The organism is Streptomyces mangrovisoli (genome assembly GCF_000974985.2).
Lineage (GTDB): Bacteria > Actinomycetota > Actinomycetes > Streptomycetales > Streptomycetaceae > Streptomyces > Streptomyces mangrovisoli.
Window position 1 is genome coordinate 1 of sequence record NZ_LAVA02000019.1, and the last position, 25,712, is coordinate 25,712.

The 25,712-nt window shown below is 74.2% G+C and carries 24 protein-coding genes; 7 read left to right on the forward strand and 17 right to left on the reverse strand.

What is annotated here, in order from left to right:
- The 8 genes from WN71_RS09370 to WN71_RS09405 all read right to left on the reverse strand — a co-directional run.
- On the reverse strand, nt 1-187 hold a 187-nt coding region (locus tag WN71_RS09370), incomplete at its 3' end, for a hypothetical protein (protein WP_143074820.1).
- Between the two features lie 36 nt (nt 188-223).
- Complete coding sequence (locus WN71_RS09375) at nt 224-436, reverse strand: acyl-CoA carboxylase subunit epsilon (RefSeq protein ID WP_046591319.1); 213 nt, start codon at nt 434-436, stop codon at nt 224-226.
- Between the two features lie 305 nt (nt 437-741).
- A complete protein-coding gene (locus tag WN71_RS09380) occupies nt 742-1,197 on the reverse strand; it encodes an NUDIX hydrolase (protein ID WP_046591320.1) in 456 nt (151 codons plus the stop codon).
- A gap of 88 nt (nt 1,198-1,285) precedes the next feature.
- Entirely contained in the window at nt 1,286-3,793 is a 2,508-nt protein-coding gene (locus WN71_RS43220) for a condensation domain-containing protein (protein ID WP_046591321.1), read from the reverse strand.
- 181 nt (nt 3,794-3,974) lie between these two features.
- Nucleotides 3,975-5,027 carry a 4'-phosphopantetheinyl transferase family protein gene (locus tag WN71_RS42250; RefSeq protein WP_143074821.1) on the reverse strand — a complete coding sequence of 351 codons (1,053 nt, stop codon included), beginning with the start codon at nt 5,025-5,027 and terminating at the stop codon, nt 3,975-3,977.
- 71 nt (nt 5,028-5,098) lie between these two features.
- Nucleotides 5,099-6,616 (reverse strand): hypothetical protein, encoded by a 1,518-nt coding sequence (locus WN71_RS09395; RefSeq protein WP_052743166.1) that lies wholly within the window; start codon nt 6,614-6,616, stop codon nt 5,099-5,101.
- Nucleotides 6,617-6,816: 200 nt separating this feature from the next.
- Nucleotides 6,817-8,016: an SRPBCC family protein gene (locus WN71_RS09400; RefSeq protein ID WP_107469611.1), complete on the reverse strand. Its 1,200-nt coding sequence runs from the start codon at nt 8,014-8,016 to the stop codon at nt 6,817-6,819.
- 154 nt (nt 8,017-8,170) lie between these two features.
- Nucleotides 8,171-9,160 (reverse strand): AfsR/SARP family transcriptional regulator, encoded by a 990-nt coding sequence (locus tag WN71_RS09405; RefSeq protein WP_338058681.1) that lies wholly within the window; start codon nt 9,158-9,160, stop codon nt 8,171-8,173.
- Between the two features lie 352 nt (nt 9,161-9,512).
- Between WN71_RS09405 and WN71_RS09410 the strand changes: the two genes are divergently transcribed.
- Nucleotides 9,513-9,890 (forward strand): hypothetical protein, encoded by a 378-nt coding sequence (locus WN71_RS09410; RefSeq protein ID WP_046591323.1) that lies wholly within the window; start codon nt 9,513-9,515, stop codon nt 9,888-9,890.
- On the opposite strand, the gene WN71_RS09415 is transcribed toward WN71_RS09410, so the two are convergent.
- A complete protein-coding gene (locus WN71_RS09415; RefSeq protein WP_046591324.1) occupies nt 9,860-10,402 on the reverse strand; it encodes a GNAT family N-acetyltransferase in 543 nt (180 codons plus the stop codon). The genes WN71_RS09410 and WN71_RS09415 overlap by 31 nt on opposite strands.
- A gap of 250 nt (nt 10,403-10,652) precedes the next feature.
- On the opposite strand from WN71_RS09415, the gene WN71_RS09420 reads away from it, so the two are divergent.
- Nucleotides 10,653-11,738: a DNA polymerase III subunit beta family protein gene (locus tag WN71_RS09420; RefSeq protein WP_079177776.1), complete on the forward strand. Its 1,086-nt coding sequence runs from the start codon at nt 10,653-10,655 to the stop codon at nt 11,736-11,738.
- 100 nt (nt 11,739-11,838) lie between these two features.
- Here the strand turns inward: WN71_RS09420 and WN71_RS09425 are convergent, their stop codons facing one another.
- Nucleotides 11,839-12,468 (reverse strand): TetR/AcrR family transcriptional regulator, encoded by a 630-nt coding sequence (locus tag WN71_RS09425; protein WP_046591403.1) that lies wholly within the window; start codon nt 12,466-12,468, stop codon nt 11,839-11,841.
- Between the two features lie 311 nt (nt 12,469-12,779).
- Here WN71_RS09425 and WN71_RS09430 point away from each other — a divergent pair, with 311 nt between their 5' ends.
- Nucleotides 12,780-14,330 carry an MFS transporter gene (locus WN71_RS09430; RefSeq protein ID WP_046591326.1) on the forward strand — a complete coding sequence of 517 codons (1,551 nt, stop codon included), beginning with the start codon at nt 12,780-12,782 and terminating at the stop codon, nt 14,328-14,330.
- Between the two features lie 64 nt (nt 14,331-14,394).
- Here the strand turns inward: WN71_RS09430 and WN71_RS09435 are convergent, their stop codons facing one another.
- Nucleotides 14,395-14,967, reverse strand: a complete 573-nt coding sequence (locus WN71_RS09435) for a YciI family protein (RefSeq protein WP_046591327.1) — start codon at nt 14,965-14,967, stop codon at nt 14,395-14,397.
- Nucleotides 14,968-15,213: 246 nt separating this feature from the next.
- Here WN71_RS09435 and WN71_RS09440 point away from each other — a divergent pair, with 246 nt between their 5' ends.
- Genes WN71_RS09440 through WN71_RS09450 form a run of 3 tightly spaced genes read left to right on the forward strand, consistent with a single transcriptional unit; the run spans nt 15,214 to nt 18,688 of the window.
- Complete coding sequence (locus tag WN71_RS09440) at nt 15,214-15,852, forward strand: TetR/AcrR family transcriptional regulator (RefSeq protein ID WP_046591328.1); 639 nt, start codon at nt 15,214-15,216, stop codon at nt 15,850-15,852.
- Nucleotides 15,849-17,246: an MFS transporter gene (locus tag WN71_RS09445; RefSeq protein ID WP_046591329.1), complete on the forward strand. Its 1,398-nt coding sequence runs from the start codon at nt 15,849-15,851 to the stop codon at nt 17,244-17,246. Before WN71_RS09440 ends, WN71_RS09445 begins: the two co-directional genes overlap by 4 nt.
- The gene (locus tag WN71_RS09450) at nt 17,246-18,688 is read left to right on the forward strand and encodes a pyridoxal phosphate-dependent decarboxylase family protein (protein ID WP_046591330.1); all 1,443 of its coding nucleotides are present in this window, start codon (nt 17,246-17,248) and stop codon (nt 18,686-18,688) included. The genes WN71_RS09445 and WN71_RS09450 overlap by 1 nt, the downstream gene beginning before the upstream one ends.
- Nucleotides 18,689-18,788: 100 nt before the next feature.
- Here the strand turns inward: WN71_RS09450 and WN71_RS09455 are convergent, their stop codons facing one another.
- The 6 genes from WN71_RS09455 to WN71_RS09480 all read right to left on the reverse strand — a co-directional run bounded on the left by WN71_RS09455 (nt 18,789) and on the right by WN71_RS09480 (nt 24,466).
- Complete coding sequence (locus WN71_RS09455; RefSeq protein WP_046591331.1) at nt 18,789-19,865, reverse strand: hypothetical protein; 1,077 nt, start codon at nt 19,863-19,865, stop codon at nt 18,789-18,791.
- A 209-nt stretch (nt 19,866-20,074) separates the two neighbouring features.
- Nucleotides 20,075-20,647: a YbhB/YbcL family Raf kinase inhibitor-like protein gene (locus WN71_RS09460; RefSeq protein ID WP_046591332.1), complete on the reverse strand. Its 573-nt coding sequence runs from the start codon at nt 20,645-20,647 to the stop codon at nt 20,075-20,077.
- Nucleotides 20,644-22,491 carry an MFS transporter gene (locus tag WN71_RS09465; protein ID WP_420856479.1) on the reverse strand — a complete coding sequence of 616 codons (1,848 nt, stop codon included), beginning with the start codon at nt 22,489-22,491 and terminating at the stop codon, nt 20,644-20,646. Before WN71_RS09465 ends, WN71_RS09460 begins: the two co-directional genes overlap by 4 nt.
- A gap of 31 nt (nt 22,492-22,522) precedes the next feature.
- Nucleotides 22,523-22,963: a MarR family winged helix-turn-helix transcriptional regulator gene (locus WN71_RS09470; protein ID WP_046591333.1), complete on the reverse strand. Its 441-nt coding sequence runs from the start codon at nt 22,961-22,963 to the stop codon at nt 22,523-22,525.
- Nucleotides 22,964-23,106: 143 nt separating this feature from the next.
- Nucleotides 23,107-24,054, reverse strand: coding sequence for an ornithine cyclodeaminase family protein (locus WN71_RS09475; protein ID WP_046591334.1), 948 nt, complete (start codon nt 24,052-24,054; stop codon nt 23,107-23,109).
- A gap of 172 nt (nt 24,055-24,226) precedes the next feature.
- Nucleotides 24,227-24,466: a hypothetical protein gene (locus tag WN71_RS09480; RefSeq protein ID WP_046591335.1), complete on the reverse strand. Its 240-nt coding sequence runs from the start codon at nt 24,464-24,466 to the stop codon at nt 24,227-24,229.
- A gap of 261 nt (nt 24,467-24,727) precedes the next feature.
- On the opposite strand from WN71_RS09480, the gene WN71_RS09485 reads away from it, so the two are divergent.
- Nucleotides 24,728-25,711, forward strand: a complete 984-nt coding sequence (locus tag WN71_RS09485) for a hypothetical protein (protein ID WP_046591336.1) — start codon at nt 24,728-24,730, stop codon at nt 25,709-25,711.
- The last annotated feature ends 1 nt before the right edge of the window (nt 25,712 follow it).

Genomic DNA, 25,712 nt, shown 5'->3' on the forward strand with positions numbered 1-25,712 from the left:
CGTGCTGCGCCTCGGTCGCCTTCGCACCGGGACCCGCCAGGGCCTGCGCACGGATCTCGCGCAGGTGTGCCACCCGCCCGTGGATGTCCGTCGTCCCCTGATCCGCGCGGGGCTCGTCCCCGGTCCGGGAGTCCTGCCCGATCGCGCGGTCCTGTCCGCTCCGATGGTGGGCCAACGCCATCGTCATGTCAGTCCCTTCCCGGGACGGATGGATCCGTCCCCGTCACTGCCAGCTCCTGGGGGCCCGGTAACGCTCCGGACCCCGCAACCGGGAACCGGCGCGCCGTCGCGCCGGCCCGCCCGGCCGCTCCGGTGCACCGCCCGCGCGCAGCGCGAGCAGCACGACCATCACCGCGGCCAGCTCCTCCTCGGTGGCCTGCCCCCGCACGATGCGCACAGCGTCCTCGGTGTGCCCGGTCTCTCCCGTCGCGCCCATGGCGGCCTCCTTTCCAAGGCTTCGCTCAAAACCCTCACCCGGACCGCTCGACGAACGCTCACGTTCCGCTCGAAACGCCCCTGCCGCGGCGCGGTCCGGCGGGGTGTGCCGCGCCGGTCTCTGGTGGCTCGTACGGCCGTGCACGGATGGCGTGCCGACGGGCCGTCAGGCAGCTCGAAGGGCCCAGCCGGCACCGGCCGCCAGGTGCGGATGACGGCGGCCGTCAGGCGGGGCGGACCGTGGCCATCGGATACGGCCGACCCGTCGTCGTGGTCATCGGACGCGGCCGACCTCGGTCGTCGTGGTCATCGGATACGGCCGGGGGTGGCCCATCGCGGATCGATACGGCCCAGCCAGGCGTCCTGGTCGTCGGCCAAGGGCTGTTCGAGCGGCAGGGGCAGGAAGCGGCAGGCGAAGACGAGACCCGCGTCGTCGCCGTCGCCGCGGACGACGTGGCGCCACGCGTCGGGAGTCTCCTCCGGCACCCGCAGATGGAAGAAGTGCGTGCGCCGCGGCAGGCCCGTCAGCGGGTGCGGGCTGTCGTCCACGGCGATCTCACCAAGCAGCGTCGCCGTCCGCAGCCCGGTCTCCTCGGCGACCTCCCGGAGCACCGCCTCGGCCGCCGCTTCGCCCGGATCGACTCCGCCCGCCGGGATCTGGGTACCGGCCTCCGGTGCGCCGACGTGGTCGAACGCGAGCAGTTCGGCGCCGGTCCGACGCCGGATCACGTACGCCGCGACACGGATCCTGGGACGGGTCATGCGCGCATTGTCCCCCTGACGACGGCGTGTACGGAGCAGGCGGCGGGTGACGCGGCGCGGGAGGCGGGTGACGCGGGGCGGGAGCCGGTCATGCGGGGTCGGTGAGGACGGTGCGCAGCCCCTCCGCCAGGGCCTGTGCGCTCTGTTCGGCGCCGCCCACCCCCGCCATGACCACCACCGGACGGCACCCGGCCGCGACGGTGCGGGCGATGCCGTAGGCCATGGACGCGCCCGATCCCGCCCCGCACAGCAACAGCCGCCCGCCGCCGCCCAGCGCCTGGACCAGCGCCGGTGGCAGCCGGCGCGGGGCCGTATGACAGCTCAGCAGCACGATCCGCTCCGGCCCCTGGTGCGCGTCGGTGAACCGGTCGTAGGTGCCCGGCACCACCCCGCCGTCGGCGACGAGACAGATCACGTCGGCGCCCGGCCGGCCCAGCCGCAGCGTGGCCAGCGAGAGCCGGCGCGCGGCCGGCCGACGGGGCGCCGCGTGCGCGACCCCCGCCCCCTCCAGCAGGCGCAGCACCTGGCCGGTGGACGCGCCCCGGTCGGTCACGTCGGGCAGTTGGGACAGCACCCGCGCGCACTGCGAGATCGTACGTGCAGCGTCCGCGTCGCGCAGCACGGCCCGGTCGTAGTGCGCGGTCAGGCTCAGCCCGCCGTCCGCGTCGTGCCGGGCGGTCAGCGTCACCGCCGCGCTCGTGTCCCCGCCCGCGAGATGCGGCACTTCCACCCGGATCCCCTGCGCGGTCAGTTCACCGCGCAATGCCGCGGGCAGCTCGGGACGGCTGTCGAACACCACCGTGCTCTCCACGGCCGGGATGCCCGGGGCGCCCTCGTCCTGCTCGTGGTGCCTGCGCGCCGACTCCGGACCCGGACCCTGACCCGGTCCGCCGTGGCCGTGGCCGGGTGCGTCGGCGGCGCCGGGCGCGCCGGGGTCGTCGTCCGAGGGGCTGCTCCAGCGGCCGATCAGTTCGCCGGAGACCCAGGGATAGGCGCTCATCTCCAGCACCGCGTCCCGGACCTGCCGTACCAGCGTGCCCACCGGCGCGTCGGGGTCGACCGTCACCGTCACCGGCAGCGCGCTGCCCAGCAACCCCGGTGCCTCGGCCGCCCCCGCGAGCGCGATGTCCCGCCCCGGCAGGTACACCCCGAAACTCACCCGCACGGCGCCGCGCACCGCGCCCTGGGCCGCCGCCCGGTACAGCAGCAACGCCCACACCAGATGCAGCGCGCTGCTCTCGCCCGCGCCCCACTCCGCCGCCCACGCCCGCAGCCGGCGGCTCTGCCCGGCGCGCAGCCGTCGGCGTACCTGGGCGGTCCCGCTCTGTCCGGTCGGGCCGCCCGGCACGCCCACCCCCACGACCGCGTCGCGCGGGGGCGCCGCTGCCGTCCAGTACGCCCGCGCCGCGGCGGCGCTGCGGCCCTCCAGCCACCGCGCGTGGTCCCGGACGTCCGGTCGCCGTTCTCCGCCGGGCGACAGGCCACCCGCCAGATACGCCCGATAGAACTGCCGCAGCAGAACGTGCACCGCCCGCTCGTCCAGCAGGGCCCGGTGATACGTCAGCAGCACCCGCGTCACGCCGCTCGAACCCCAGGGAGCGCCCGAGCCGACAGAACCGGCCGCTCCGCGCGGCCCACGCGGGCCGCGCGGGCCGGCTGGTGCGGGCGGCACGACCGGCGGGGGTGACGGCGGAGGCGGCGGCACGGACGGGGACGAAGGCTCAGGCGACGCCGGGGGCGGTGGCGGAGGCGGAGGCGGGGCGCCCAGACCGCGCGGCACCCGCGGACCCGTGGGCCGTGCGGCCCGCGTCGGCGGTGCGGGCGAGGTGGGCTCCTCCAGCAGCGTCACCCGCAGCAGCCCCGCCCGGTGCAGATCGAACCCGGCCACCCGGTCCCGCTCGACGACGTCCGCCCAACCGCCCGGGGCCGCGCCGCGCACCACGTCCACCACGGCGGCCCGGTGCAGCACCAGGCGCGGCGAGGCGACCCAGTCGAACGACGCCCGCAGCACGCTCTCCCGCTCCACCACCGACTGCCACGCCGCCGAGAAGCGCGCCGTGTCCAGCGGTCCGTTCCACACCCAGCACAGCTGCTCCACGTGCCGGCCGCGCTCCCGCCCCTCGACGGCTTCCCGCACCAACGCCCGCTGGCCCGCCCGCAACGCCACCGTCTCCGCCCCGGGCGGCACCACCAGCAGGTCCGCGAGCAGTTCCCCGGAGACACCCGGCGAACCGGACGGTCCGGCCACGGGGCCCGGCACCTGGCCCGGGGCGGTCGCGGCGGCCCGGTCGACGGCGGGATCGAGGCCGAGCCCCGCATCGGGCACCGGACCGGAGGCGGACCCCGTGCCGGGGACGGAGGCGGGCGCGGCCGGCCGGGAGGCGGGTTCGAGCGTGAGCAGGTGACGGCCCTCCGCACGGCTGTCCAGCCGTACCGCGAACGCCCGATGGCGCTCCACGATCCGCGCCGCGACACTCTCCGCCTCGCCCGCCGTCAGCGGACCGCACAACTCGAACACCAGGGGGGCGCCCGGCAGGCCGCCGGGCCGGTGCACCACGCAGGACACCACGCCCGGCACAGATCGCTGACCGCTCATCCGAATCCCCGGGCGCCATGCCCCGCCGTCACGACGAGGACCCGGCCCCCTTCCCCCCTTCTCACCCGATCGCGCCCGACACGTCGTACCTGATCCGCACGGCACACCGGCCTGCTCGTCGGGGCGTACGCACGCACGCGCAGCCCCGCGACGGCCGGTCCGTTCGCACTCCGTTCGCCCCTCACGGGCCACCGCCTCCGCCCGGGTCCGGCTCCAGGTCCGGGTTCGGGTCGAGCTCCGGGTCCGGGCCCGGCTCCGGGTCCGGGTCCGGGTCCGGGTGCGATGCGCCAGGTGGCCTGATGGTGCGCGTATTTGATGCACAGTCAGGGTGACCGCCGGCGGAGCGGTGCCGGTGCTCAGCGGGGTACGGGTCCGCAAGCGATGGTAGGGGCGCGGCGGAGCCGGACGGCGGCTCCTCCAGCGAATGTGCAACAACGGTGGAGCAGGCGGCAAGCCCTGCCCAACCCCGGCGGTGCGCCTCGCTGACCACGTACCGGCCCTGCACGAGATGCGTGGCGAACTCCCAACCGCCCACGCCGTCTTCCGCACTCCCCGAGTCCTCGGCGGCTTCAGGCGTCACTCGAGCCGGGCCGCCCGGCCCATCGTCCGCCCCGCCGCCCGTCCCATGGTCCGCGCCGCCGCGCACTCCGCCGCCCGTCTCCTCCAGCCCGAAGCGGGAGAACCGTCGCCGCAGTCCGTGACCGAGCGCCTTGGTGTACGCCTCCTTCAGCGTCCACAACCTCAGCAGCCGCGCCCGCCGTTCCTCGTCCCCCAGCCCCGCGAGCCGGGCCGCCTCCGCGGGCGTGGCCACCTGTGCCAGCAGCAGGTCGACCGCCAGCCGCCGGTCCGCGCGCTCCGCGTCCACGCCCACCGGACCCGTGCCGCTGACGGCCACCACCAGCAGATCGTCGGTGTGCGACAGACTCAGCGCCAGCCGCCCGTCCCACCCGCGCACCCCCGGCCGCCCGGCCGGCGTGTGCACCACGTCCACCGTCCCCGGCGGCACCTCGAGCACCGCCGCCGCCGTGTACTTCATCAGATAGCGGGAGGCCACGAACCCGAGCCGACCCGCCGCCGAGGCCCCCGTGCGGTAGCGGGCCCACTCCCGCCCGAGCACCTGCCCCAGCCGCGGATCCAGCAACGCCGACGCCGCCCACACCCCCCACGACGTGTACACCACCACCCGCCCCACTTCGGCGAAACGGTTCTGCACCTCCTCCCACGGCCCCTCCACGCCCCCCACGTACAAGGGGCTCCCGTGGGCGGACGAACCCGAGCCCAGGGCCCCGTCCGGCCGCCGGGCGTTCATCGCGCGCCTCCGCTCGGGCACAACCCCAGCCCCGTACCGCGCGCGACCCGCTCACGCATGTGTCCGGCCATCGCCGCCCGTACCTCCGGCGGCACACCGTCCTCCGCGACCCCCAGCCGCTGCGCGACCCGCGCGAGCGCCAGCCACACCCAGCCCCACCCCGCCGCGAGCCCCGCGCCGCTGTCCGCGGCGGCCTCCCGCAGCCCCACCACGACGCCCGCGAGCAGCAACTGCGCGTACCGGTCCGCCAACGCCCGCGCCCCCGCGTCCGCCACCCCGCCCGCGGCGCACCGGTCCCGCTCCAGCAGCCGCCACTCACTCACCAGCCGCCGCACCAGTGCCGGAACGCCCACGCCACAAGCACACCCGTCTCCACCGGCGTTCCCGGTGCCGTCGGCCCGGGAACGGGCATCTCGCACCCCTGTGCCGTCGGCCCCGGCGCGGCCATCTCGCGCCCCGGCGGCCGAGACAAGCGCGCCGAAGACCGCGGCCTCGCAGTCACCCGGACCGCCCACCTCGCCGACGAACCCACCGACGTAGAGCCCGCGTGAGCCGTCCAGGGTGACGGGGACCGGCCCGGGGCGGCGCGGACGGTCAGGTGTGCCCGCCCCGGCATCCGCACGGCCACGGGCCGGATCAGCACGGCGACCAGCCGGATCAGCATGGCAACGGGCAGAATCCGCAGAGCGGCCGGCAGGATCCGCACGGCGACCGGCCGACGCCGGCCGGGGCCCGAACAGCAAGTCCGCCGTGTCCGGGTCGCGTTCCGCGCGCAGCCCCGCCAGCCACGGCAGCGCCCGCACCAGGCCCTCGCGCCCGGCCGTCGCCTGCGTGCGTCCGCTCAGCCGCACCACGTCCGCCGCCGCCTTCGCGCACCGGCGCGCCACCCGCTCCGCGCCGTCCGGGGCGCACTCCGCCAACGCCAGGTCCGCCTCCGCCAGCACCTCGGACAGGACCAGCGGCACCGCGTACGACGCCGCCGCACGGACCGCCGCGCCGGTGTCGGCGGGCAGCTCCAGCGATCGCAGCGCCGCGGTCACCAGCCCTTCGCACGCCCACACATCGGCCCATACGCCGGTCAGCGCCCCGAGCCAGCGCCCCGCCGCCTCGGGCGCCACTCCGGCCACCGCAGCGACCACGTCCTCCAGCACGGCTCGTACGGCCGCCACCAGGGCCGCGGGCACGAGCAGCCGCGCCAGCTCCGCCGCCCGCGGCAGCACCGCCCCGCCCGCCTCGGCCGCCCGTACCCCGCCCGCCACCCAGCCATGTCCCCATGCCGCGTCCCGCCCGAACAGCGGATCGACCGCCCGCACCAGATCGGCGCCGCCCGCGAACCGGCCGCCCCGCGCGACCGGCACGGCCTCCGCCTCGACCAGCCCGCTCAGGATCGCGGCAGCCCCGCGGGGCGAACGACCCGGGGTGCGCCCGGCCGTGAGGGCGTCCAGCCCGTAGGGGTTGCCCGGATCGTACGGTTCCCCGAGCAGCGCCTCCAGCCGGGCGGCACGCCCGAGCACCGCCGTGGAAACCCACCCGCCGCCCTGCGGCCCGGCCGCCGCACAGCGGCAGTTCGGGGCATCCCCGCGCGGTTGCGGCGGGGCGGAAGAAGCATCCATGCCGTGCCCGGGTACGCCCATCGCCGTCGTCCCTCCTCGGCATCCTCACTACGGCTCCGTCACGGTCCGCCGCCACCGTCCCCGGAGGCGGCCGACCTCGCTCATCCCACGTGCCGCAGCACGCTGCCCGCCCGCCACTCGGCCAGGGCCAGCACCTCCCTGTCCGCTCTCGACAGCCACGACCGCACCTCGTCACGCACCACCGCCAACGGCGCCTCCGGCGGCCCGAGTTCGGCCGCACGGGCGTCCACGGAAGGCTCCTGGGACGGACCGGCCCCGGCCGCATCCGCGGCCGCGCGCGGCTGTCGTAGGACCGCATCCGGATCCAGCAGCACACCCCGCCACCGCACGAGACGCGTACCCGCCGCGTCCGGCACCAGCGACCACGACCCCGCCGACGCGGCAAGACCCGCCGGCCGCACCACGTCCTTCTCCACCACTCGGCCCGCGCCCGCGAAAGCCAGCCGGACCGAGCCGAACACCCCCACACCGCCGTCCCCGGGCCGCCCGGCCCACTCCGTCACCGCCACCTGCACCCCCGTCGCGGGCTCCGCCACCTCGGCCCGCACCGCACCGGACACCGCGTCCGGCCAGGCACCGGCCTCTGCCACGACCTGGTAGGCGACCTCCGGCGGCCCACCCAGCACGACGCCTTCCTCCCAGCCCACCAGCAGTTCGTCCCACCGCTCCCACGACACCGCGGCCCGGGCCACCGTCCGTACGGCGGCCCGTACTTCCCTCCGCAGTGCTGTCGCGCACCGCCCGCGGCCGACGCACTCCGCCCCGGACCGCTCCAGCCGCACCACGCAGGCATCGGGCCCGGCCTCCGTCACCCGCCACACGCTCCGCACCACCCCGGCGGCGTACTCCTCCGCGCGGACAGCGCGATCGGGTACGGCATCGGACACGCGGGCGGGCGGCGCGCCGCGGAGCGGGGAAGCGAGCGCGTCGGAAGGCGCGGGAGGGGTGAGGGCCGGGCCCGGCGTGGCGCACACGCCGGGCGCCGCGGGGAGCGCGACATCGGGGTCGGCGGGATCGGGACGCCGCTCGCACTCCACCACACGCCGCACCGGATCCAGGCGGCGCGTCACCCGCCAGGCCCGAACCCGCCCCCGGGCCAGTTCCCAGACCTGGAGCAGATCACCGCCGGGGAACACGTCCAGCCGCTCGGCGGCCAGGCACGGCTCCAGCAGCACGGGCCAGCAGCCCACGTCCGCGAGGAGGCCGTAGACGACACCCGCGGGAGCTGCCAGACGTACGGCGGAACCCGCACGCGTGTGAAGTGTCCGTGCAGACGACATGGCTGACCCCCTCTCCGGCCCGGACCCAGAGTGGCCACCCGCACTAAAACCCGGCTCGAACCCCGCCACACCCCGGCGCGCCGCCGGGCTTTTCGGCGGCACACGACTCTCCGGCCGGTGGCGGCGGGTACGCCGTCCGCCGCCGCGCCCGCCGTCACGCTCCGGCGCGGCCCGCACGGCCGATCGGGGTCACCGGACGCGCCGCGGGCGCGACGGGCCCGGTCAGACGGACACCGGGCACGGGCGGAGCCGGGGGAACGGCCGCCGTGGCCGCCACGGCAGGTCCGGTGGGTCCAGTGGGCGCGGCCGGCCGTACCGCGCGGCCCGCACCCAGCACGCCCGACTCCGGCCCCGCCCGCAGGATCGACCGCTGCAACTTGGCCAGGGCCGCGGACGGTTCCAGTCCGAGACTGCGCACCAGCACCGTCCGCAGCCGCTGGTAGGCCTCCAATGCCTCGCCCCGCCGCCCCGACCGGTACAGCGCGACCATCAACTGGCCGCACAGGCTCTCGTGTGCCGGATAGCGGGACACCAGCACGGTGAGTTCGGCGAGCAGTTCGCGATGCCGCCCGAGCCTCAGTTCCGCGTCGATGCGCTGGTCCAGCGCACACAACCGCGCTTCCTCCAACCGCCGTACCTGCGTACGCAGATGCGTCCCCGTCGTCACGTCGCCCAGCGGCACGCCGGAGAACAGCCCCAGGGCCTCGCCCAGCAGCCCGGCCGCCGCAGCGAAGTCCTCGCCGTCGACCGCCCGGTAGCCGCGGCCGGCGAGCCGCTCGAACTCCCACACGTCGACTCCGCCGCCGCCCACGCGCAGCACATAGCCCCCGGGCACGGTCGCCAGCACGTCCTTCGAGGACTCCGCGTCCGCCGGAGCGTCCGTGTCCGCCGGGGTGTCCGCGCCCAGCGCGGCCGTGATGAGCTCACGGATCTGGAGGATGTACGTCTGCAACGTCGGCCGGGCGCTGCGGGGCGGCGTCCGCCCCCACAACTCCTCGACCAGCACGTCCACGCCGACGATCCGGTCGGCGTTCACCGCGAGCAACGCCAGGACCTGTCGTGGCTTCGGCGCCGAGGGCGCCACCGACACACCGTTCACCCGCACCGCGAGCGACCCCAACACACCGATGTCCAGTACGGCCACGACACCCACCGACTCCCCGTCTTCGTACCGCCTGCCGACGGCACCACCTCCGAGTAAAAAACAGCACGTGCGGTATGTCAACACCAAATCCGGCGCCCCACCTCCCCGCGACCGTCACCCCACCGACCCGCTAGTCGAACCCCAGAGAAACGGCACAAACATGTACAGACATGCGCCGTCTTCTGCACCCGAACCCTTGCCCCGCCCTCCCGCCGCGACCCATGCACGACATGATCCACCTCACACAGAACAGACCTTCAAGACTGTTTTGTCGTCGACAGTGCGGCCCCGACGCCCGTCTCGGCCGTCTCTTCCCGCGCCGCCTCGACCACTCACCGCGTATGGTCCGGACATGGACACCACGCCCGCGCCCCGCGTCCTGGTCATCGGACTCGATCCGTACCGGGTTCCCGGGCCATGGGACCCCGCGCCGGTCGCCCGCGCGATCGAGGAGGGGCTCGCCAAGTTCGCCGAGCACGGCGTGGGCGTCGAGACCTGCCTCATCGGCCTGGACGGCGGCGACGACGTGGAAACGGTCGTCGCCGATGCCCTGCGGGCCCGGTCATGGGAGTGCGTGACCATCGGCGGCGGCCTGCGGCACTCGGACGATCAGGTCGAACTCCTCGAGCAACTGGTCGACCTGGTGCGGCGGCACGCGCCCCAGGCGGCCATCGCGTTCAACTCCACACCGGCCACCACCTACGAGGCCGCCGCCCGCCGGCTCTCGTGATCCGCCCGGAGCATGGAGAACAGCACCTGGTCGTGCCAGCGTCCGCCGCGCCACTGCGCGGAGCGCAGCACGCCCTCCTTGACGAAACCCGCCTTCTCCAGCGCGCGCTGCTCGGCGAGGTTGGCGCAGTCCGTCCAGGCCTGGAGCCGTTCGGCCCTGGTGTGGTCGAAGAGGTACTCGGCCAGCAGCCGCTGGGCCCGCGTGCCGATCCCGCGGCCGCGTACGGCCGGCACCAGGCCGATCGCCAGGCTCCAGCAGGTGGAGGTGGCGGGCCGCCCCCAGGAGCCGGCGAACCACTCGACCCGGCCCACCGTCAGGCCCGCCTCCGCGACGGACAGCACACCGCCGTCCTGGCCGAGCAGACCGTTGTCCGCGAACTGCCGGCGCAGGGCGGCCGAGGAACCGTAGCCGAACCACTGGTAGGGGCCGGTCCCCTCGGGCCCGCCCCGTTCGCGCTCGAACAGGTCGAGATCGTCGGCGGTCACCGGGCGCAAGGTGATCTCATCGGACATGGATCGGCTCCCTATCCTCTCGGCCACCGGGTCTCACCACGGGTGGCCGACGTGGGCAATGACGCCCGACTCTGCCACACGGGGCCACGGCCGTGCGGCGGGACCGTGAACGGCGCAGCCTCGCCGACGGAGTCGACCCGTGCACGGCGTCGGCCCGTGATCGGAGTTGACCCGTGCACGGGGTCGGCCCCTGATCGGAGTTGACCCTCGACCATGTCGAGGCCTCAGGGTTCCTGATGTGGAGAACGACATGCGCAGCATCGGAGAGATGGCCCGGGACAGCGGACTGAGTGTGAGTGCGCTGCGGTTCTACGACCGTGCCGGTGTGCTGGTCCCGGCCTGGGTGGACCCGGTCAGCGGCTATCGCTGGTACGGGGCGGAGCAGGTGACGGAGGCCCGGCTGCTGGCCCGGCTGCGTCGCGCCGGGATGCCGCTGGCCGACATCCGGCTCGCCCTCGCCGCCTGGTCCGGTGCCGACGCGGACCTGGTGCGGGGGCTGTTCCGGGCCCACCTGCACCGACTGGAGCAGGACCTGTCCGATGCCCGCGGCGAGTTCTCCGCACTCCGCGCTCAACTCGACCACAGGGAGCACCCGATGACCTCGATCGCCACCACCACCCCCTTCCGGCTGTCCGTCCCCGCGCCCGAACTGGCCGCCGCGCTGGACTCGGTGCGCTTCGCGGTCGCCACCGATCCCGACCTGCCGATGCTGGGCGGGATCCTGTTCGACGTCGAGGGCGACGCACTGCGTCTCGTGGCCACCGACCGTTACCGCATGGCCGTGGCGCGGGCCCGCACGAGCGGGTACGACGGTCCGCGGACCCAGGTCGTCGTGGACTCTCCGCTCGCCGATGCGATGCGGGCGCTGCTGACCGGAGACGACGACGCCCGCTTCGAGCTGGACGGCGACTGCGTGACGCTGCTGAGCGCGGACCGGCAGGCGGCCGGGCCGAGCCTCGCGAGCGAGTTCCCCGACTACCGGCGGCTGGTCGAGCTGCCGGCCGGCCGCCGGGCCGGCGTCGAGGTGGCCGCCTTCCGTCGGACGCTGCGCACGGGTCCGGTCCGCACGGGCGAGACGCACGGCCCGGACGGCCGGGCGTGCGAACTCAGCGTGCTGCGGGTGACGGACGCGAACACGGTGCTGGTGTGCGACGACGGCGACGACGACCCGGCCAATGTCGCCGTCAACCGGTCGTATCTGCTGGACGCGCTCGACGCCGGGGGCCGCGACGAGCTGGTCCTGGAACTGGGCGCGCCCACCGCACCGCTCGCGATCCGCCGCGTGGACGACGACAGCAGCTTCTCGGTCCTGATGCCGGTGCGCCTGGAGAACTAGGGCCTGCCCCTCACCCAGGCCTGAGGCCTGCCCTTCGCGGGACCGGGGAACGGCTCCTCGTTGTCCGCGCCTCCCGGCAGGGCACCCGCGTCGGCGCCGGTCAGGAGGCGCGTGACCGTGACGGCTGGCGCCGTGGCGGAAGGCCCAGGGCCAGGCGCAGTTGGGGGACGAACAGGCGCACCACCTCTTCCCGGCTCATGGAGCAGATGGGTTCGAGGCGCAGCACGTAGCGGGTGGTGATCAGGCCCGCCAGCACACACGAGAAGGCCGCGGCGCGCCGATGGGCGTGGAGTCCGCCGGAGAGGTCGGCCAGCCGGTCGACGATCTCTCCCTCCAGCGCCTCCTTGACCAGCGCGGCGACCGCCTGGTCCGACACGGCGCTCTGGAACATCCCCAGCAGGGCGGCGCCCGCCTGCGGGGCCTCCCAGGCCGCCATCAGCTGACCGAGCGCACGCTCCGGGAAGGAGTCGAGGTCGTTCTCCTCGATCTGCCGGGCGAGCAGTTCGGCGGGGTTCGCCGACAGCGCGAGGGCGGCTCCGAACAGGCCCTTCTTCGATCCGAAGTAGTAGCTGAGCAGGGCCAGGTCGACGTCGGCCTCGGCCGCGATCGACCGCAGCGTCACGGAGCGGTAGCCGTCCCGCAGGAACCGCCGACGGGCCACGTCCAGGATCGCGCGACGGGTGTCGGGCCTTCCCGGTCTACGGCCGCGCTTGGCACCTTCGTTCGTCACGCACACGATGCTAGTCGCCGGGGCGCACCGAGCGCCCCGGCGCTCGCGCGCCCGGGGCAGGTATTTCATCAGGGTCCCGCCCCGGGCCTCGACCCTCCCTGCCGGCGCCCGCGGACCGCGACCGTACACAATCCCCCGCCCCTACATTCATGCAGCTCAGAGTGGCTTCCCCGGGCCTCTGTCAGGGGGCGGCAAGGGCCCGCCCTCCCCCCGCCGCTATTTCATCGTCGTGGTCACCATGGGCCCTGGGGAGCGACTCTTCTCACGGCTGCCCGGGGTCGACAGGTCCGGGCCGAGGAGAGAAGGACAACATGGACTCGCCCACCGCCGCCGCACCGGCCGAACGGCACGGCCTCGTTCTGGCGGTCACCTGCCTGGCCCTCGGTGCCGTGGTCGCCGCGATGGCTTCCCTGAACGTGGCGCTTCCCGGCATCGCGCGGGAGACGCGGGCCTCACAGACCGATCTGTCGTGGATCGTCGATGCCTACAGCCTCGTCTTCGCCTCGCTGCTGCTGCCGGCGGGCGCGCTCGGGGACCGCTTCGGCCGGCGCAAGGCGCTGCTGATCGGGCTCGCGGTCTTCGGCGGCGGGTCCGCCGCCGCGGTGCTGACCACCAGTCCGGCCGCGCTGATCGGCCTGCGCGGCGTGCTCGGGATGGGCGCCGCGCTGGTCATGCCCGCCACGCTGTCCACGATCACCACCACCTTCCCGCGGGCTCAGCGGGCGCGGGCGGTGAGTGTGTGGGCGGCGGTCGCCGGTGCCTCGGCACTGGTCGGTGTCTTCGCGACCGGTCTGCTGCTGGAGCAGTGGTCGTGGCGGTCGGCGTTCTGGCTGAATGTCGTCCTGGCCGCCGTGGCGTTCGCCGGTACGTGGATCTTCGTCCCGGAGTCGGCGGAGGCGGACCACCCGCGGCTGGACGTCGGCGGCGCGGTGCTGGCCGTCGCCGGACTGGTCGCGCTCGTCTACTCCGTCATCGAGGCGCCGACGCGTGGCTGGGGCGACCCGGCGACGCTGGGCGGAATCGCCCTCGGTCTGCTGGTGCTGCTCGGGTTCGTGCGCTACGAGCTGCGCCGGTCGAACCCCCTGCTCGACCCGCGGCTCTTCCGCAACCGCCCCTTCGCCGCCGGATCGTTGTCGATCATGCTCCAGTTCTTCGTGTTCTTCGGATTCATCTTCGTGACGATGCAGTATCTGCAACTGGTGCGCGGCGACAGCGCGTTGGTGGCGGCCGCCTCCATGGTGCCGATGGCTCTCGCGATGGTGCCGGTGTCCCGGCTCTCGCCGCGGCTGGTGGCGAGGTTCGGCCTGCGGGCTCCCTGGGCGCTGGGTCTGGTGGCCGTCTCGCTGGCCATGGTCGTGCTGCGCCAGGTGACAGCGGACAGCCCGTACGGGCTGATCGCCGCCGGACTGGTCCTGCTCGGCGCGGGGATGGGGCTGGCCATGACGCCGGCGACCACCGCGATCACCGACGCGCTGCCGCGGTCGCTGCAGAGCGTGGGATCGGCGATGAACGACCTCTCCCGCGAACTCGGCGGCGCGCTCGGCATCGCCGTCCTGGGCAGCATGCTCAGCGCCTCCTACCGCAGCCACCTCGACCTGCCCCACACCCCGGACTCCGTGGCGGAGGCGGCCCGTTCGTCGCTGGCGGCGGCGCACGCCATCGGCGGTCCGGTCGCCGAGCAGGCCCGCGGCGCCTTCGTCGACGGCATGCACATCGCCCTGCTCGGCGGTGCCGCGGCCGCCGCGCTGGCCGCCGTCGCCGTAGCCGTACTCATGGCGAAGGCCGGTCGGTCCGAGGCCTCTCCCGAGACGGCAGGGCACGAAACCCCCGAGGGCGAGCCGCTGATCCACACCGGCAGCTGACCCGACCACCACACGCCGGGAGCCGACACGTGACGCGTGTCGGCTCCTGCGCGCTCCCCGCTCGCTACGGCCTGCCGCCGAACTGCCAGTTGTGCACCTCGATGTCGGCGTACAGGTCCTGGGCCAGCACGGCGCGTGCCGCGTCCGGGCCGGGCGCGCGGAGCAACGCGGCCGTGCCCAGCCAGGTCGCGCCGTCGTCGGACAACAGCGGCCCGTAGGCGATCAGTTCCTCCCGGTCCTCCGGCAGCGCGAGACCACCGCCCGGCTCGCCGCCGGAGCGGCCGCAGCCACGGAGACCGAGCCCGAACACCAGGTACCGATGGCCGCCGCTCCGGCCGCCGGGGAAGTCCCACATGGTGCGCCCCAGCAGGTTGTGCCACCGCCGCAGCAGCACGTCGCGGTAGACGCCGGCCTGGTAGTTCGGCTCGTCGAAGGCGAACGCGCGGGCGGCGGCGGGATCGGGCAGATCGAGCATGTGCACGCTGCCGGTGGGCGTGTCACCGTCGTCGGCCAGGGTCGGCCCGCGGGCGATCATCTCCTTCGCATACTGGTCCATATACGCCCAATGCTGCTCCAACAACGCGTCCCGCAAAGGGAGAGAGCCGACCCGGTCACGGTGATAGGCAAGAAATTCCATGACCCTAGGGTCCCTTCGGGGGGAGGACGGGGGCGAGCGACTTTCACCGGGTCGCATCGCGGGGCGATGGAGACCGAGCGGGGCGATGGAGACCGAGCGGGGCGATGGAGACCGAGCGGGGCGATGGAGACCGAGGGCGGTGATCCAGCCCTGGCGGGGTGATGCAGGCAGACACCGTCCGAGGCCGACGATTCCGTCTCCATCAATCGATTGATTGAGACCCGATGCCGGTGTTAGCGTCCGCGCATGTCCGACACCAGTCGCGAGCGCATCGTCGATGCCGCCACCAGGCTTTTCGCCGAACATGGCTATGACGGCACCAGCACCCGGCAGATCGCCGCGGAGGCCGGGCTCAACATGGCCACTGTCAACTACCACACCGGAGCCAAGAAGGAGCTCTACGTCGAGGTCATGCGCCGGGCGCATCAGGCCGAGCGGTCGGCGCTGGAGATGGCGCTGGCCGAGTTCCGGGCCACGGTTCCGGCCTCCCCCGGCGCCGCCGTGGCCGGGCTCGTCGACCGCTATCTCGACTTCTGTCTGGAGCACCCGCAGGTCCCGGCGCTGTGGATGCGTCGCTGGCTCTCCGACGCCGACGAGGTCTCGGAGCTGGAGGCCGACTTCGCCCGGCCCCTCATCGAGTCGGTCCGCGAGGCCGTCGTGTCCGCCTTCCCCACGGACGAAGCGCCGGGCGCTGACCTGGAGATGACCATCTGGACGGTCCTGTGGTCGACCCACGGCTTCTGCCGTTCCGGCATCCTCGACGGGGACGCCGTGCGCCGCGGCCCCGGCGACAAGGACGCCGTGGAACGCTTCCGCCGTCACCTGCGCACGCTCGTCCTGCGCGACCTGGGACTGCCGCCGCAGAGACGGCAGGTCGAGAGATGACCACACCCGACAGCACACCCGACAGGACACCCGTGACCGGTGACGGCAGCGTTGCCGGACCGCCGCGCCGCCGGCTCGCCGCCTACGGGCTCGGCTCCATCGGCACCGGTGTCTTCTCCACCGTCCCCGGCCTGCTGCTGCTCTACTACATGACCGACGTCCTGGGGGTCGCCGCCGGGCTCGCCGGACTCGTCGTCACCCTGCCCAAGGCGTGGGACGCGTTCCTCAACCCGATGGTCGGCGCCGCCAGCGACCGCGAGGCCGTGCGCACCGGTCGCCGCACCCGCCTGCTGCTCGCGGGGACGCTCGCGCTGCCCGTGGCGTTCGCCGCGATGTTCCTGTGCCCGTTCACCGGAGCGGCCGCCGAGGCATGGGTGGCGACCACGTTCGTCCTCGCCGCGAGCGCTTTCTCGCTCTTCCAAGTGCCCTACGTGGCGCTGCCCGCCGAGATGTCCGACGACAGCGCGGCCCGCACCCGGGTCATGGTCTGGCGGATCGTCTTCCTCACCCTCGGCATCCTGGTCGCCGGCGGCCTCGCGCCCGCGGTCGTCGACGCGGCGGGCGGCGGACGCCCCGGGTACGCGGCGATGGGCGCGACCGTGGCCGTGATCGTCGCGGCCGTGCTGGCCGTCGCCACGCGCGGCACCCGGTGGGTACGGTCCCGGCCCGGACCGGAGCCGCTCGGACTCGCCGCGGCCTTCCGTACGGCACGCGGCAACCGGGCGTTCTTCGCCCTGCTCACCGCGTTCGTGGCGCAGGCCGCGGGCGTCGCCGTGATGCTCGCCGCCGCGCCCTACGTCGCCACCTACCGCCTCGGCTCCTACGGCCTCACCTCCGCGCTGTTCGTGTGCCTGGTCGCCCCCAGCGCGCTCGCCGTGCCGCTGTGGGGGCGCGCCGCCCACCGCTACGGCAGGCTGCGCTGCTTCACCGTCGCCACCTGCGGCTACGCGGCCGGCGCCGCGGCCCTGCTGCCGGCCGTCGCCGCGGGTGCCGTACCCGCCGTACTCGCCCTGTGCGTCCTGCTCGGCATCTGTTACGCGGCCCTGCAGGTGCTGCCGCTGGCCCTGCTGCCGGACACCGTCCTCGCCGACGCCGCCCGCACGGGGCACGCCCAGTCCGGTGCGTTCACCGGACTGTGGACCGCGGGCGAGACCATCGGCCTGGCCGTGGGACCCGGCGCGTACTCGCTCGCGCTGGCCGCGACCGGCTTCGTCTCCTCCACCCTCGACCATCCCGTCGCCCAGACCTCGGCCGCCCGCACCGGCGTCCTGCTCGGCTTCAGCGTCGTACCGGCCGTGCTGATGCTGCTCTCCCTGCCCGCGCTGCGCCGCTACGGCAAGCGCCGGGCCGCCGTCTCCTCCCCTGCCCCCGCCCTCGCGAAGGACCTCCTCTGATGCTGCCCGCCGTAGGCCGCCCCGCCGATGAACTCCTGGCCGAGCTCGGCAAGTTGACCGCCGCCGACCTGCCCACCCGGGGCGGCCGGACCGCCGCCTACGTCTACGACAGCGGACGCCCGGAGGTCCGAGCGGCCGCCGAGCAGGCGTACGTCGCGATGATGGAGGTCAACGGCCTCGATCCCACGGCGTTTCCGAGCATCGTGGCGCTGGAGCGCAGCGTGGTCGGGGCGGTCGCCGCCCGCCTCGGCGGCGACGCCGCCACCCCGGGGATATTCACCAGCGGCGGCACCGAGTCGATCATCCTCGCCGTGAAGGCCGCCCGTGACGCCCGGCCCGAGGTGCGCGACCCGAAGATCGTGGTGCCGGTCACCGCGCACGCCGCGTTCCACAAGGCCGGCCGCTACCTCGGCGTGCGCGTGGACGCCGTACCGGTCGACCCCACGACGTTCCGCGCCGACCCCGCGGCGACGGCCGCCGCCTGCGACGACTCCACGGTGCTCGTCGTCGTGTCCGCGCCGTCCTACGCGCACGGCGTCGTCGACCCGGTCGCGGAGATCGCCGCCCTGGCCGCCGAGCGCGGACTGCCGTGCCACGTGGACGCCTGCGTCGGCGGCTGGCTGCTGCCGTGGCTGGCCGAAGCGGGCGCGGACATCGCGCCGTTCGACCTGTCGGTGCCCGGCGTCACCTCGCTCTCCTGTGATCTGCACAAGTTCGGGTACGCCCCCAAGGGCGCGTCCGTGCTGCTGTTCCGCGACGAGGCGATGCGCCGGGCCGCGTACTACGCCTGCGCGGGCTGGCCCGGCTACACCGTCGTCAACTCCACCATCCAGAGCAGCAAGGGGGCCGGACCGCTGGCCGGGGCATGGGCGACCCTTCAGGCGCTCGGCGCGGACGGCTACCGCGAGCTGGGCCGCGCCACGCTGGCCGCGACCCGCCGCCTGATCGACGGCGTCGACGCGATCGACGGACTGACCGTGCTCGGCAGCCCGGACGCCAGCCTCGTCGCGATCGGCTCCGACACGCTCGACCTGTTCGCCCTCGCCGACGCGGCCCGGGAGCGTGGTTTCTACCTCCAGCCCCAGCTCAGCCTCGGCGCCGACCTGCCCGCCAACCTGCACCTGACCCTCACCGGCGTCAGCGAGCAGGGCGTCGACGCGCTGCTCGCCGTCATCGCGGAGGCGGCGGAGGCGGTACGTCCGCTGGGCCCGCCGGTGCCGTCGCCGGACCTGGTGGGCCTGGTCGCCGAGATCGACTTCACCGACCTGGACGACGCCTCCTTCGCGGCCCTGCTCCCGGCGGTCGGCTTCGATCCCTCGGGCGCCGACGCCGGAAAGATGGCGGCGGTCAACCGCCTGCTGGACGCGCTGCCCCCGGCGACCCGGGAGGTCATCGTCACCCGCTTCCTCTCCGCCCTGTACAGCCCGCACCTCGGGGGCTGAACCGAGCGCACCGGCCCGCCCGTCGAGAACGGCGGGCCGGCCGTCGGACGCGGCGGGCCGGCCGTCGAGCGCGGCAGGCCCCGGGGGGCCGTCGTCCGGTTCAGGTGGCCCACGCGGGCGAAGCCGCCCGTTCGAAGTCCTCGTGGAATCTGCGCAGCCGGGGGGAGCGTACGGCGGGCAGCCCGACCAGGGTGTCCACGAACGCACTGCGGTTGGCGGGCAGCGGGTACCAGGGTCGGCGCGGCGGCTCGGGGTAGTCGTCGCGCAGGACGCCCTCCGGCAGGGCCCCGGTCGCGGGGACGGGGGCGGTATCGCCGCCCGGGTGGGCGAGGTACGCCCAGACCCCGCTGTCCAGCGGGACCACGGCCCCCTGGTCGCCCGGCGGACGCCAGGAGGCACCCGTGAGCGGATGGCGCGGGACGAGAAGGACATCGGGGCGCGGACGCGGCGGGTCGATCCCGGGCCCCGCCGGCTCCACGGAGAGGGGCTCGTCGGGCCCGGCGGGGAGCCACCGGGCGACGGCGTCGCCGAGCAACTCGCCGACGGGACCGGCGGGAAGGAGCACCGGACGGTCCTCGGTGACGGCCACCAGGTGGGCCAGCGCGACCCCGACCGCCGCCTCCCAGCGAGGGTTCCAGGAGCCGTCGAGTTCCACGGGCGGGACGCGGTGCTCCGCCCGTTCCAGATCGCCCCAGCCTGGACGGGGGCCGGCCGATGGTCCGGAGGGTCGGCGTACGACCGCGTCGGGTTCGAGCCACACCGTCTGCCACATCCCGCAGTCGTCCATACGGGTCGCCACGGGCCGCCCGCACCCGTCACACGCCAGATTGGGCCCGGCCCGGCCGTCGACACCCCGGCAGTATCCTTCGCACTTCTCCAGGATCAGGGTCATCGACCGGGAGTCGCCGGGGGCGATGACGATCCGGTTCCGCGCGCCGAAGGAGACGGAGTACCTGGGCGCGAACACGCCCTGCCGGGCGGCCGCGTCGGCTCCGACCTCGGTCCAGCGCCGATAGGGCGGCCCCGTGGGCCGGGGGTCGACGGCGTACGTCGCGGGCTCCATCAGCGCGGGGTGGAGCTGCTCCCACGCCCCGTGGTGCGTGTGGACGGGAAGGGCGACCCGGGAGACCGCCGCCGTCAGCTCCGCGCCGCACCCGGCACACACGAACACGTCCAAGCCGGCTCCCCCGCACCCCGATTCCCGGGGGATTGTGCCCCGGCCGCGACGGCGGTTCCATCGAATTTCCACGCGCCGCGGACCGGCTCGAAGTAGTCGGCGTCACCGGTCTCCACTCCGCCATGTTCGACGGCGGCGAGTTGCTGTTCCTGCGCCGGGGCCGGCCGGGCGGTGCGACGTACACCACGACCGTGGGCCTGAGCCGGACCTCAGCGTTCGTACACGCCCGTCAGGCGGCCGCGGGCCAGGACCGGGGTGGTGATCGCGGGCAGGAGGGTGCGGGGGCGGGCTCGGTCGGCCGGGGGCGTGCCCGGTGTGCCGTCCAAGGGCGCCGAGAGGGCGAAGAGTTGGAAGACGTAGCGGTGCGGGCCGTGGCCCTTGATGGGGCCCGGGCCGTGGTAGCCGCGTCCGATGGTGGCGCGGAGCACCCGCACGCCGGTTCCGGGGCGGCGGGCGGCCAGGGCGCCGGGTTCCAGGTGGTCGGTCGCCGGGTCGATCAAGGCGACGCAGTGCACGGCGGGCTTGCTGATGGGAACGTCGATGTCCTCCACCACCAGCAGGAGTTGCGCGGTGCCCGACGGCGGCGCGGTCCAGGCCAGGTGCGGGGAGACGTTGGTGCCGCCGATGTTCTTCGCGCAGTGCGCAAGCGACATCGTCCCGCCGTCGCCGAAACCCTCGCTGGTGACGGTCAGCGCCTCGGGGGCCTGCAGGTTGGGCAGCTTCCACGCCGTATGGGTGTCCCCCGCCCTGCGGTTGATCAGGAGTCGGCCCAGCAGGGTCATCGGCTTGCCTCGTTCGTGTCGGTGATGTCGGTGGTGGTGTGGGTGGTGGTGTCGGGGCGAGGGTGTCGGCCGTCCGACGCGGGGGCCAGGGCCTCACCGGGAGTGGCCGTACGCGGGCCCGGAGGCCTGGCGGCGGGGTCGGTGCCGCGGAGCAGGGACGCGATCGCGGCGAGGAACGCGAGGGCGGCGCCGAACGCGAAGACGACGACGAGGCCGGAGTGGAACGGCCCGGCGATCAGGCTCGGGAAGAACTCGCGTCCGGTGAGGGTGTGTTGCTGTGCCGCGGTCAGATGCGCGAGCGCGCCGGTGGGCTGGAGCAGGTGCTGGATCGGGTTGACGCCCAACTGGGCGGCGAACAGGGACGCGACCGGGGGCAGACTGCCGATCTGATGGGCGACCTCGGCCGACACTCCCTGGTGGCGCAGCCCGGCGGTGAGGGTGTGCGGGAGGCTGCCGGCCAGTCCGGCGACGATGAGGGAGAAGAACACCCCGATGGAGACGGCGGTGCCGGAGTTCTGGAAGGTGGCGCGCATCCCGGAGGCGACACCCCGCAGGTGCGCGGGCACACTCCCCATGATCGAGGACGAGTTGGGAGAGGCGAACATGCCGCTGGCTATGCCGTTGAGCGCGATCAGCACGGCGAAGATCCAGTAGTCGAAGTCGATCGGCAGGACCATCAGTCCGAGGAAGGTGGCGCCGAACAGCGCGGCGCCGCCCGTGGCCAGACCACGGGAGCCGATCCGGTCGGACAGATAGCCCGACACGGGACCCGCGGCGAGGAAGCCCGCGGTGAGCGGCAGCATGAAGATGCCCGCCCACAGCGGGGTGTCGCCGTAGTCGTAGCCGTGCAGGGGGAGCCAGATCCCCTGGAGCCAGATGATCAGCACGAACTGCATCCCGCCGCGGCCGATCGAGATGGCGAGGCCCGCGAGGTTGCCGAAGGTGAAGGCGCGTCGGCGGAACAGGCTCAGTTGGATCATCGGCGCGTCGACTCGCCGCTCCACGACGACGAATGCCACGAGCAGCAGCAGTCCGGCGGCGAGCAGCGCGTCGACCAGCGGGTTGGTCCAGCCCATCGTGTGACCGCCGTAGGGCTGGAGCCCGAAGGTGACCGCGATCAGCACGGCGCTGAGACCGACCGCGAACGTGATGTTGCCCCACCAGTCGATACGGCCGCCGCCGCGCTTCCCCGTCTCCCGCAGGGTGCGATAGGCCCAGACCGTGAAGAACACGCCGACGGGCACGTTGACCCAGAACACCGCCCGCCAGTCCCAGGCCGACAGCAGGCCTCCGGCGACCAGGCCGATGAACATGCCCGCCAGGGCGGCGACTTGGTTGATGCCGAGGGCGAAGCCGCGCTGCTCCTCCGGGAACGCGTCGGTCAGGATCGCCGCCGAGTTCGCGGTCAGCATCGACCCGCCGACGGCCTGGAGCACGCGCCACGCGATCAGCCACATCGCTCCGTGGCCGCCGTCGAAGGGGTCGAAGGACAGCAGGATCGAGGCGAAGGTGAAGACCGCGAACCCGGAGTTGTACATCCGGACCCGGCCGTACATGTCTCCCAACCGGCCCACCGTGACCACCAGAACGGCCTGGACCAGCCGGTATCCCATGATCATCCACAGGAGGTAGGCGATGTTGCCGGGGGCCAGGGGGTCCAGGTGCACGCCGCGGAAGATCGCGGGCAGGGCGATCAGCACGATCGAGCCGTCCAGCGCGGACATGAAGACGGCGGCGGTCGTGTTCGTCAGCGCGGTCCACTTGTAGCGGTCGTCCGCCGCGGAGCGGTCCGCGCCGGAGCGGTCCGCACCGCCCGGAGCGCGTGTCGGGGGGAGGTCCGTCATCGAGTCTGCTTCCTGGTGGTGTCCGTCGGCGTCAGATGTTGCGGGCCAGACGCTCCAACAGCGGCGCCGCCGCCGCCAGTTGCTCCAGCTCCGCCGGGGTGAACGCGCCACCGGTCAGGGCCCCGGCGAGGAGTTCGGTCCGTGCGTTGCGCTTGTCCTGAAGCGCCTGCCGGCCTGCGTCGGTCACCGTCAGCACCACGCGCCGCCCGTCGTCCGGGTCCGGCCGGCGCTCGACCAGGCCGCGGGCCCGTAGCGCGTTCAGCGTCGCGCCCATGGCCTGCGCGGTGATCTGCACCTCCCGGGCCAGCGCCGAGGACGTGGTGGGGCCCACGCGGTCCAGCCGCGACAGCGCGGTCCGCTCGGGCATGGTCAGCCCGCCGTCGACCGGCACTTGGCGTACCCGTCGCACCAGCACGCTGAGACTCGCCAGCAGGGCCGAGGCGACTCCGTGCGGGTCCAGGTCGTCGTTCATATGCTAAAGCTACCTTATAAATCTGCCTTAGCTTCGACTCGTGAGGCTTCGACTCGTGAGGGTTCCGCTCGTCAGGGTTCCGCTCGCGAGGGTCCTACGAGTGAGCGTCCGGCTCAGGAGATTCCGGCTCAAATGAGTCCGGCTCAGGACAGAAGGTCGACGACCACTCCCCTGCCCGCCGCCTCGGCAGCCCGGAGAGCGAGCCGGCTCAGGGCCAGGTCCTGCCAGGGCAGGCCGACGGGCGCGTAGACCGTCGTCTCCATCGGATGGCTCCTGGCCGGTGCGTCACCGCGGACGATCTCCCCGAGCGAGGCGGCGGCCGTCGAGGCGGGAAGGCCGGCGTCGGCGAGGGCGCCGTGCGCGGCGACCAGCTCGCCGTCGTCGACGATCAGCCGCACGCCGGTGAGCACCTCCGCGGCAAGTTCCCGCTTGCCGGGTTCGTCGGCGCCCAGACTGGTCAGGTGCTGCCCCGGACGCACGTCCTGCGGGCCCAGCAACGGTGCGCGCGACCATGTGGCCAGAACGACGACGTCCGCCTCGGCGGCCACCCGTGCCGGTGCGGACACGACCGTGCCGCCGTGCCGCCGCGCGAAGTCGGCCGCCCGCTCCGCGTCGGTGTCGTGCACCACGAGCCGGTCCCAGGTGCGCAGCGCCCGAAGCCCGCGCAGGGTGAGTTCCGCCTGGGCCCCGGCCCCGATCACACCGACGGTACGGGCGCCTTCGCCGTACGGGCGGGCGATCAGGTCGGTGGCCAGGGCCGCGGCGAGACCCGTGCGCCAGGCCGTGACCGTGGCGGAGTCGAGCAGCGCCAGCAGCTCGCCGTCCGCGCCGCTGTGAAGGCAGATCACGCCCCGCAAGGCCGGAGTCGCGCCGGGGAACTTGGCGTTGACCTTGACGGTGTAGGCGTCCGCCCCGGGAAGCAGCCCCGGCAGCAGAGCGGTCGCGGTGCCCGGGAAAGGGAGGTCGGTCCGGACCCGCCGGCCTGGCAGCGTGGTCTGCACCGAGGCGGCGAACCCCGCACGCAGCGCCCTGAGGCAGTCCTCGGGATCCAGCAATTCCAGCAGGTCCGTGCGGGTCAGGATGCGGGTCATGGGCGCCAGAGTCTCACGCGGTCCCGCGGGCACGATCGCGCGCCGGGCCCCGTGATCAGGCGTCAGGCGTCAGGCGTCAGGCATCCGCTGTCCGCTGTCGAGCGAGTGGACAGACGTCAGGCGCCGGCCCCCGAGCGACCGGCGTTCCGCATCCGCCCGCAACCGACCGGCGTCAGCGCTCGGCCCTCAGCCCGCCGCCCTCGGCCGAGCGCCACAAGCGGCGCCTCCACACGACCAGGTACGCACACCGGGCCACGATCACCACGGCGGCCAGGCCCGCGGCCACCTTGAAGGTGCGTTCGGTGCCGGAGACGGCGACGGTCGCGGCCAGTGCCGTCGCCGTCGCCGCCGATATCCACGGAACCGCCCTGTCGAGGAGACCTCCGACACGGAACGGGTTCGCCACCGTCATCACTTCCCCCCTCGGGACCGGCGACCAAGTCCCGCGTCCCGCACGCGCGGAGGATCATCCACTCGCCCCCGCGTCCCCTTGCTCCCGCTGCCCCGCCTTGGCGCCGGGACCAGGCCTCATCCTCCCTCAACCATGATCACTTGTCACCAGGCGGCCCACTCCCGTTCGTCAGCCGTCCCGGGGAAATCCCGTGGCCCCGATGTCAGAGGTAGCACCTATGCTGCGTCAGACGATCAAGCAGGACCCAGGGGAGGTCACGGCATGTTGGGCAGGCTGTTCGGCAGGGGCGGGGAGAGACCGGCGGCGGATCCGTACGCCCTTCCCGCACCGCGCAGACGTGGCGGGGTGTACAAGCTCCAAGCCCTCGGGGACACCCGGGTGATGGCCCTGGTGGTGGCCGCCGAGTCGGGCGACTGGGACGCGGTCAAGGCGGCGTCCGCCCCGTTCGACCTCGGCCGCGACAACGAGGTGCTGACCGAAGTGGCCGAGGTCGCCGGCGTGCAGGACTGGATCGGCCGCGCCATCGCGGAGGACAAGGAGCACCGGGCCACGGCCCTGCTCATATCCGGCGCGCGCCACATCAGATGGGGCTGGGAGGCGCGTACGGGGGCACGCGCCGCCAACGTCTCGCGCGAGCAGTGGCGCCTCTTCCGCGAGCGCCTGACCATCGGCGAGGAGCACCTGCTCGAAGCCGCCGAGCTGCGACCCCAGTGGATCACCCCGTGGACGTATCTGCTCACCTCCGGCAGCGGCATGTCGCTGCCCGCCCCGGTCAACGAGGCCCGCCTCGACGCCGCTCTGCGGCGCGATCCGCTGGATCTCCCCACCCACCTCCAGTGGTTGTCGCGCCTTCAGCCGCGCTGGCAGGGAGGGCCGGGACAGGGCCTCGCGTTCGCCCGCGAGGCATTCGCCGGAGCGCCCGACGGGCATCCCCTCGGCTGCGTGATCCCCATGGCGCACATCGAGGACTGGGTGGAGGCGGACGACCGCACGTGCCTCGACACCCCGGAGATCCAGCGCGAGCTCAGGGACGCGGCCAGGCGAAGCATCCTGCACCCCGACTACGTGCGGCACCCGGGATGGCACCAGGACTTCAACATCTTCGCCATGGCCCTGTCGCTGGCCCACGAGGGCGTCGTCGCCCCGCGCGTCTTCCACGAGTTGGACGGCGCCTACACCGAGTGGCCCTGGACCTACCTGGCACAGCCGGAGAAGGCGTACGCCCGGTACCGACGCCACGCCTGAA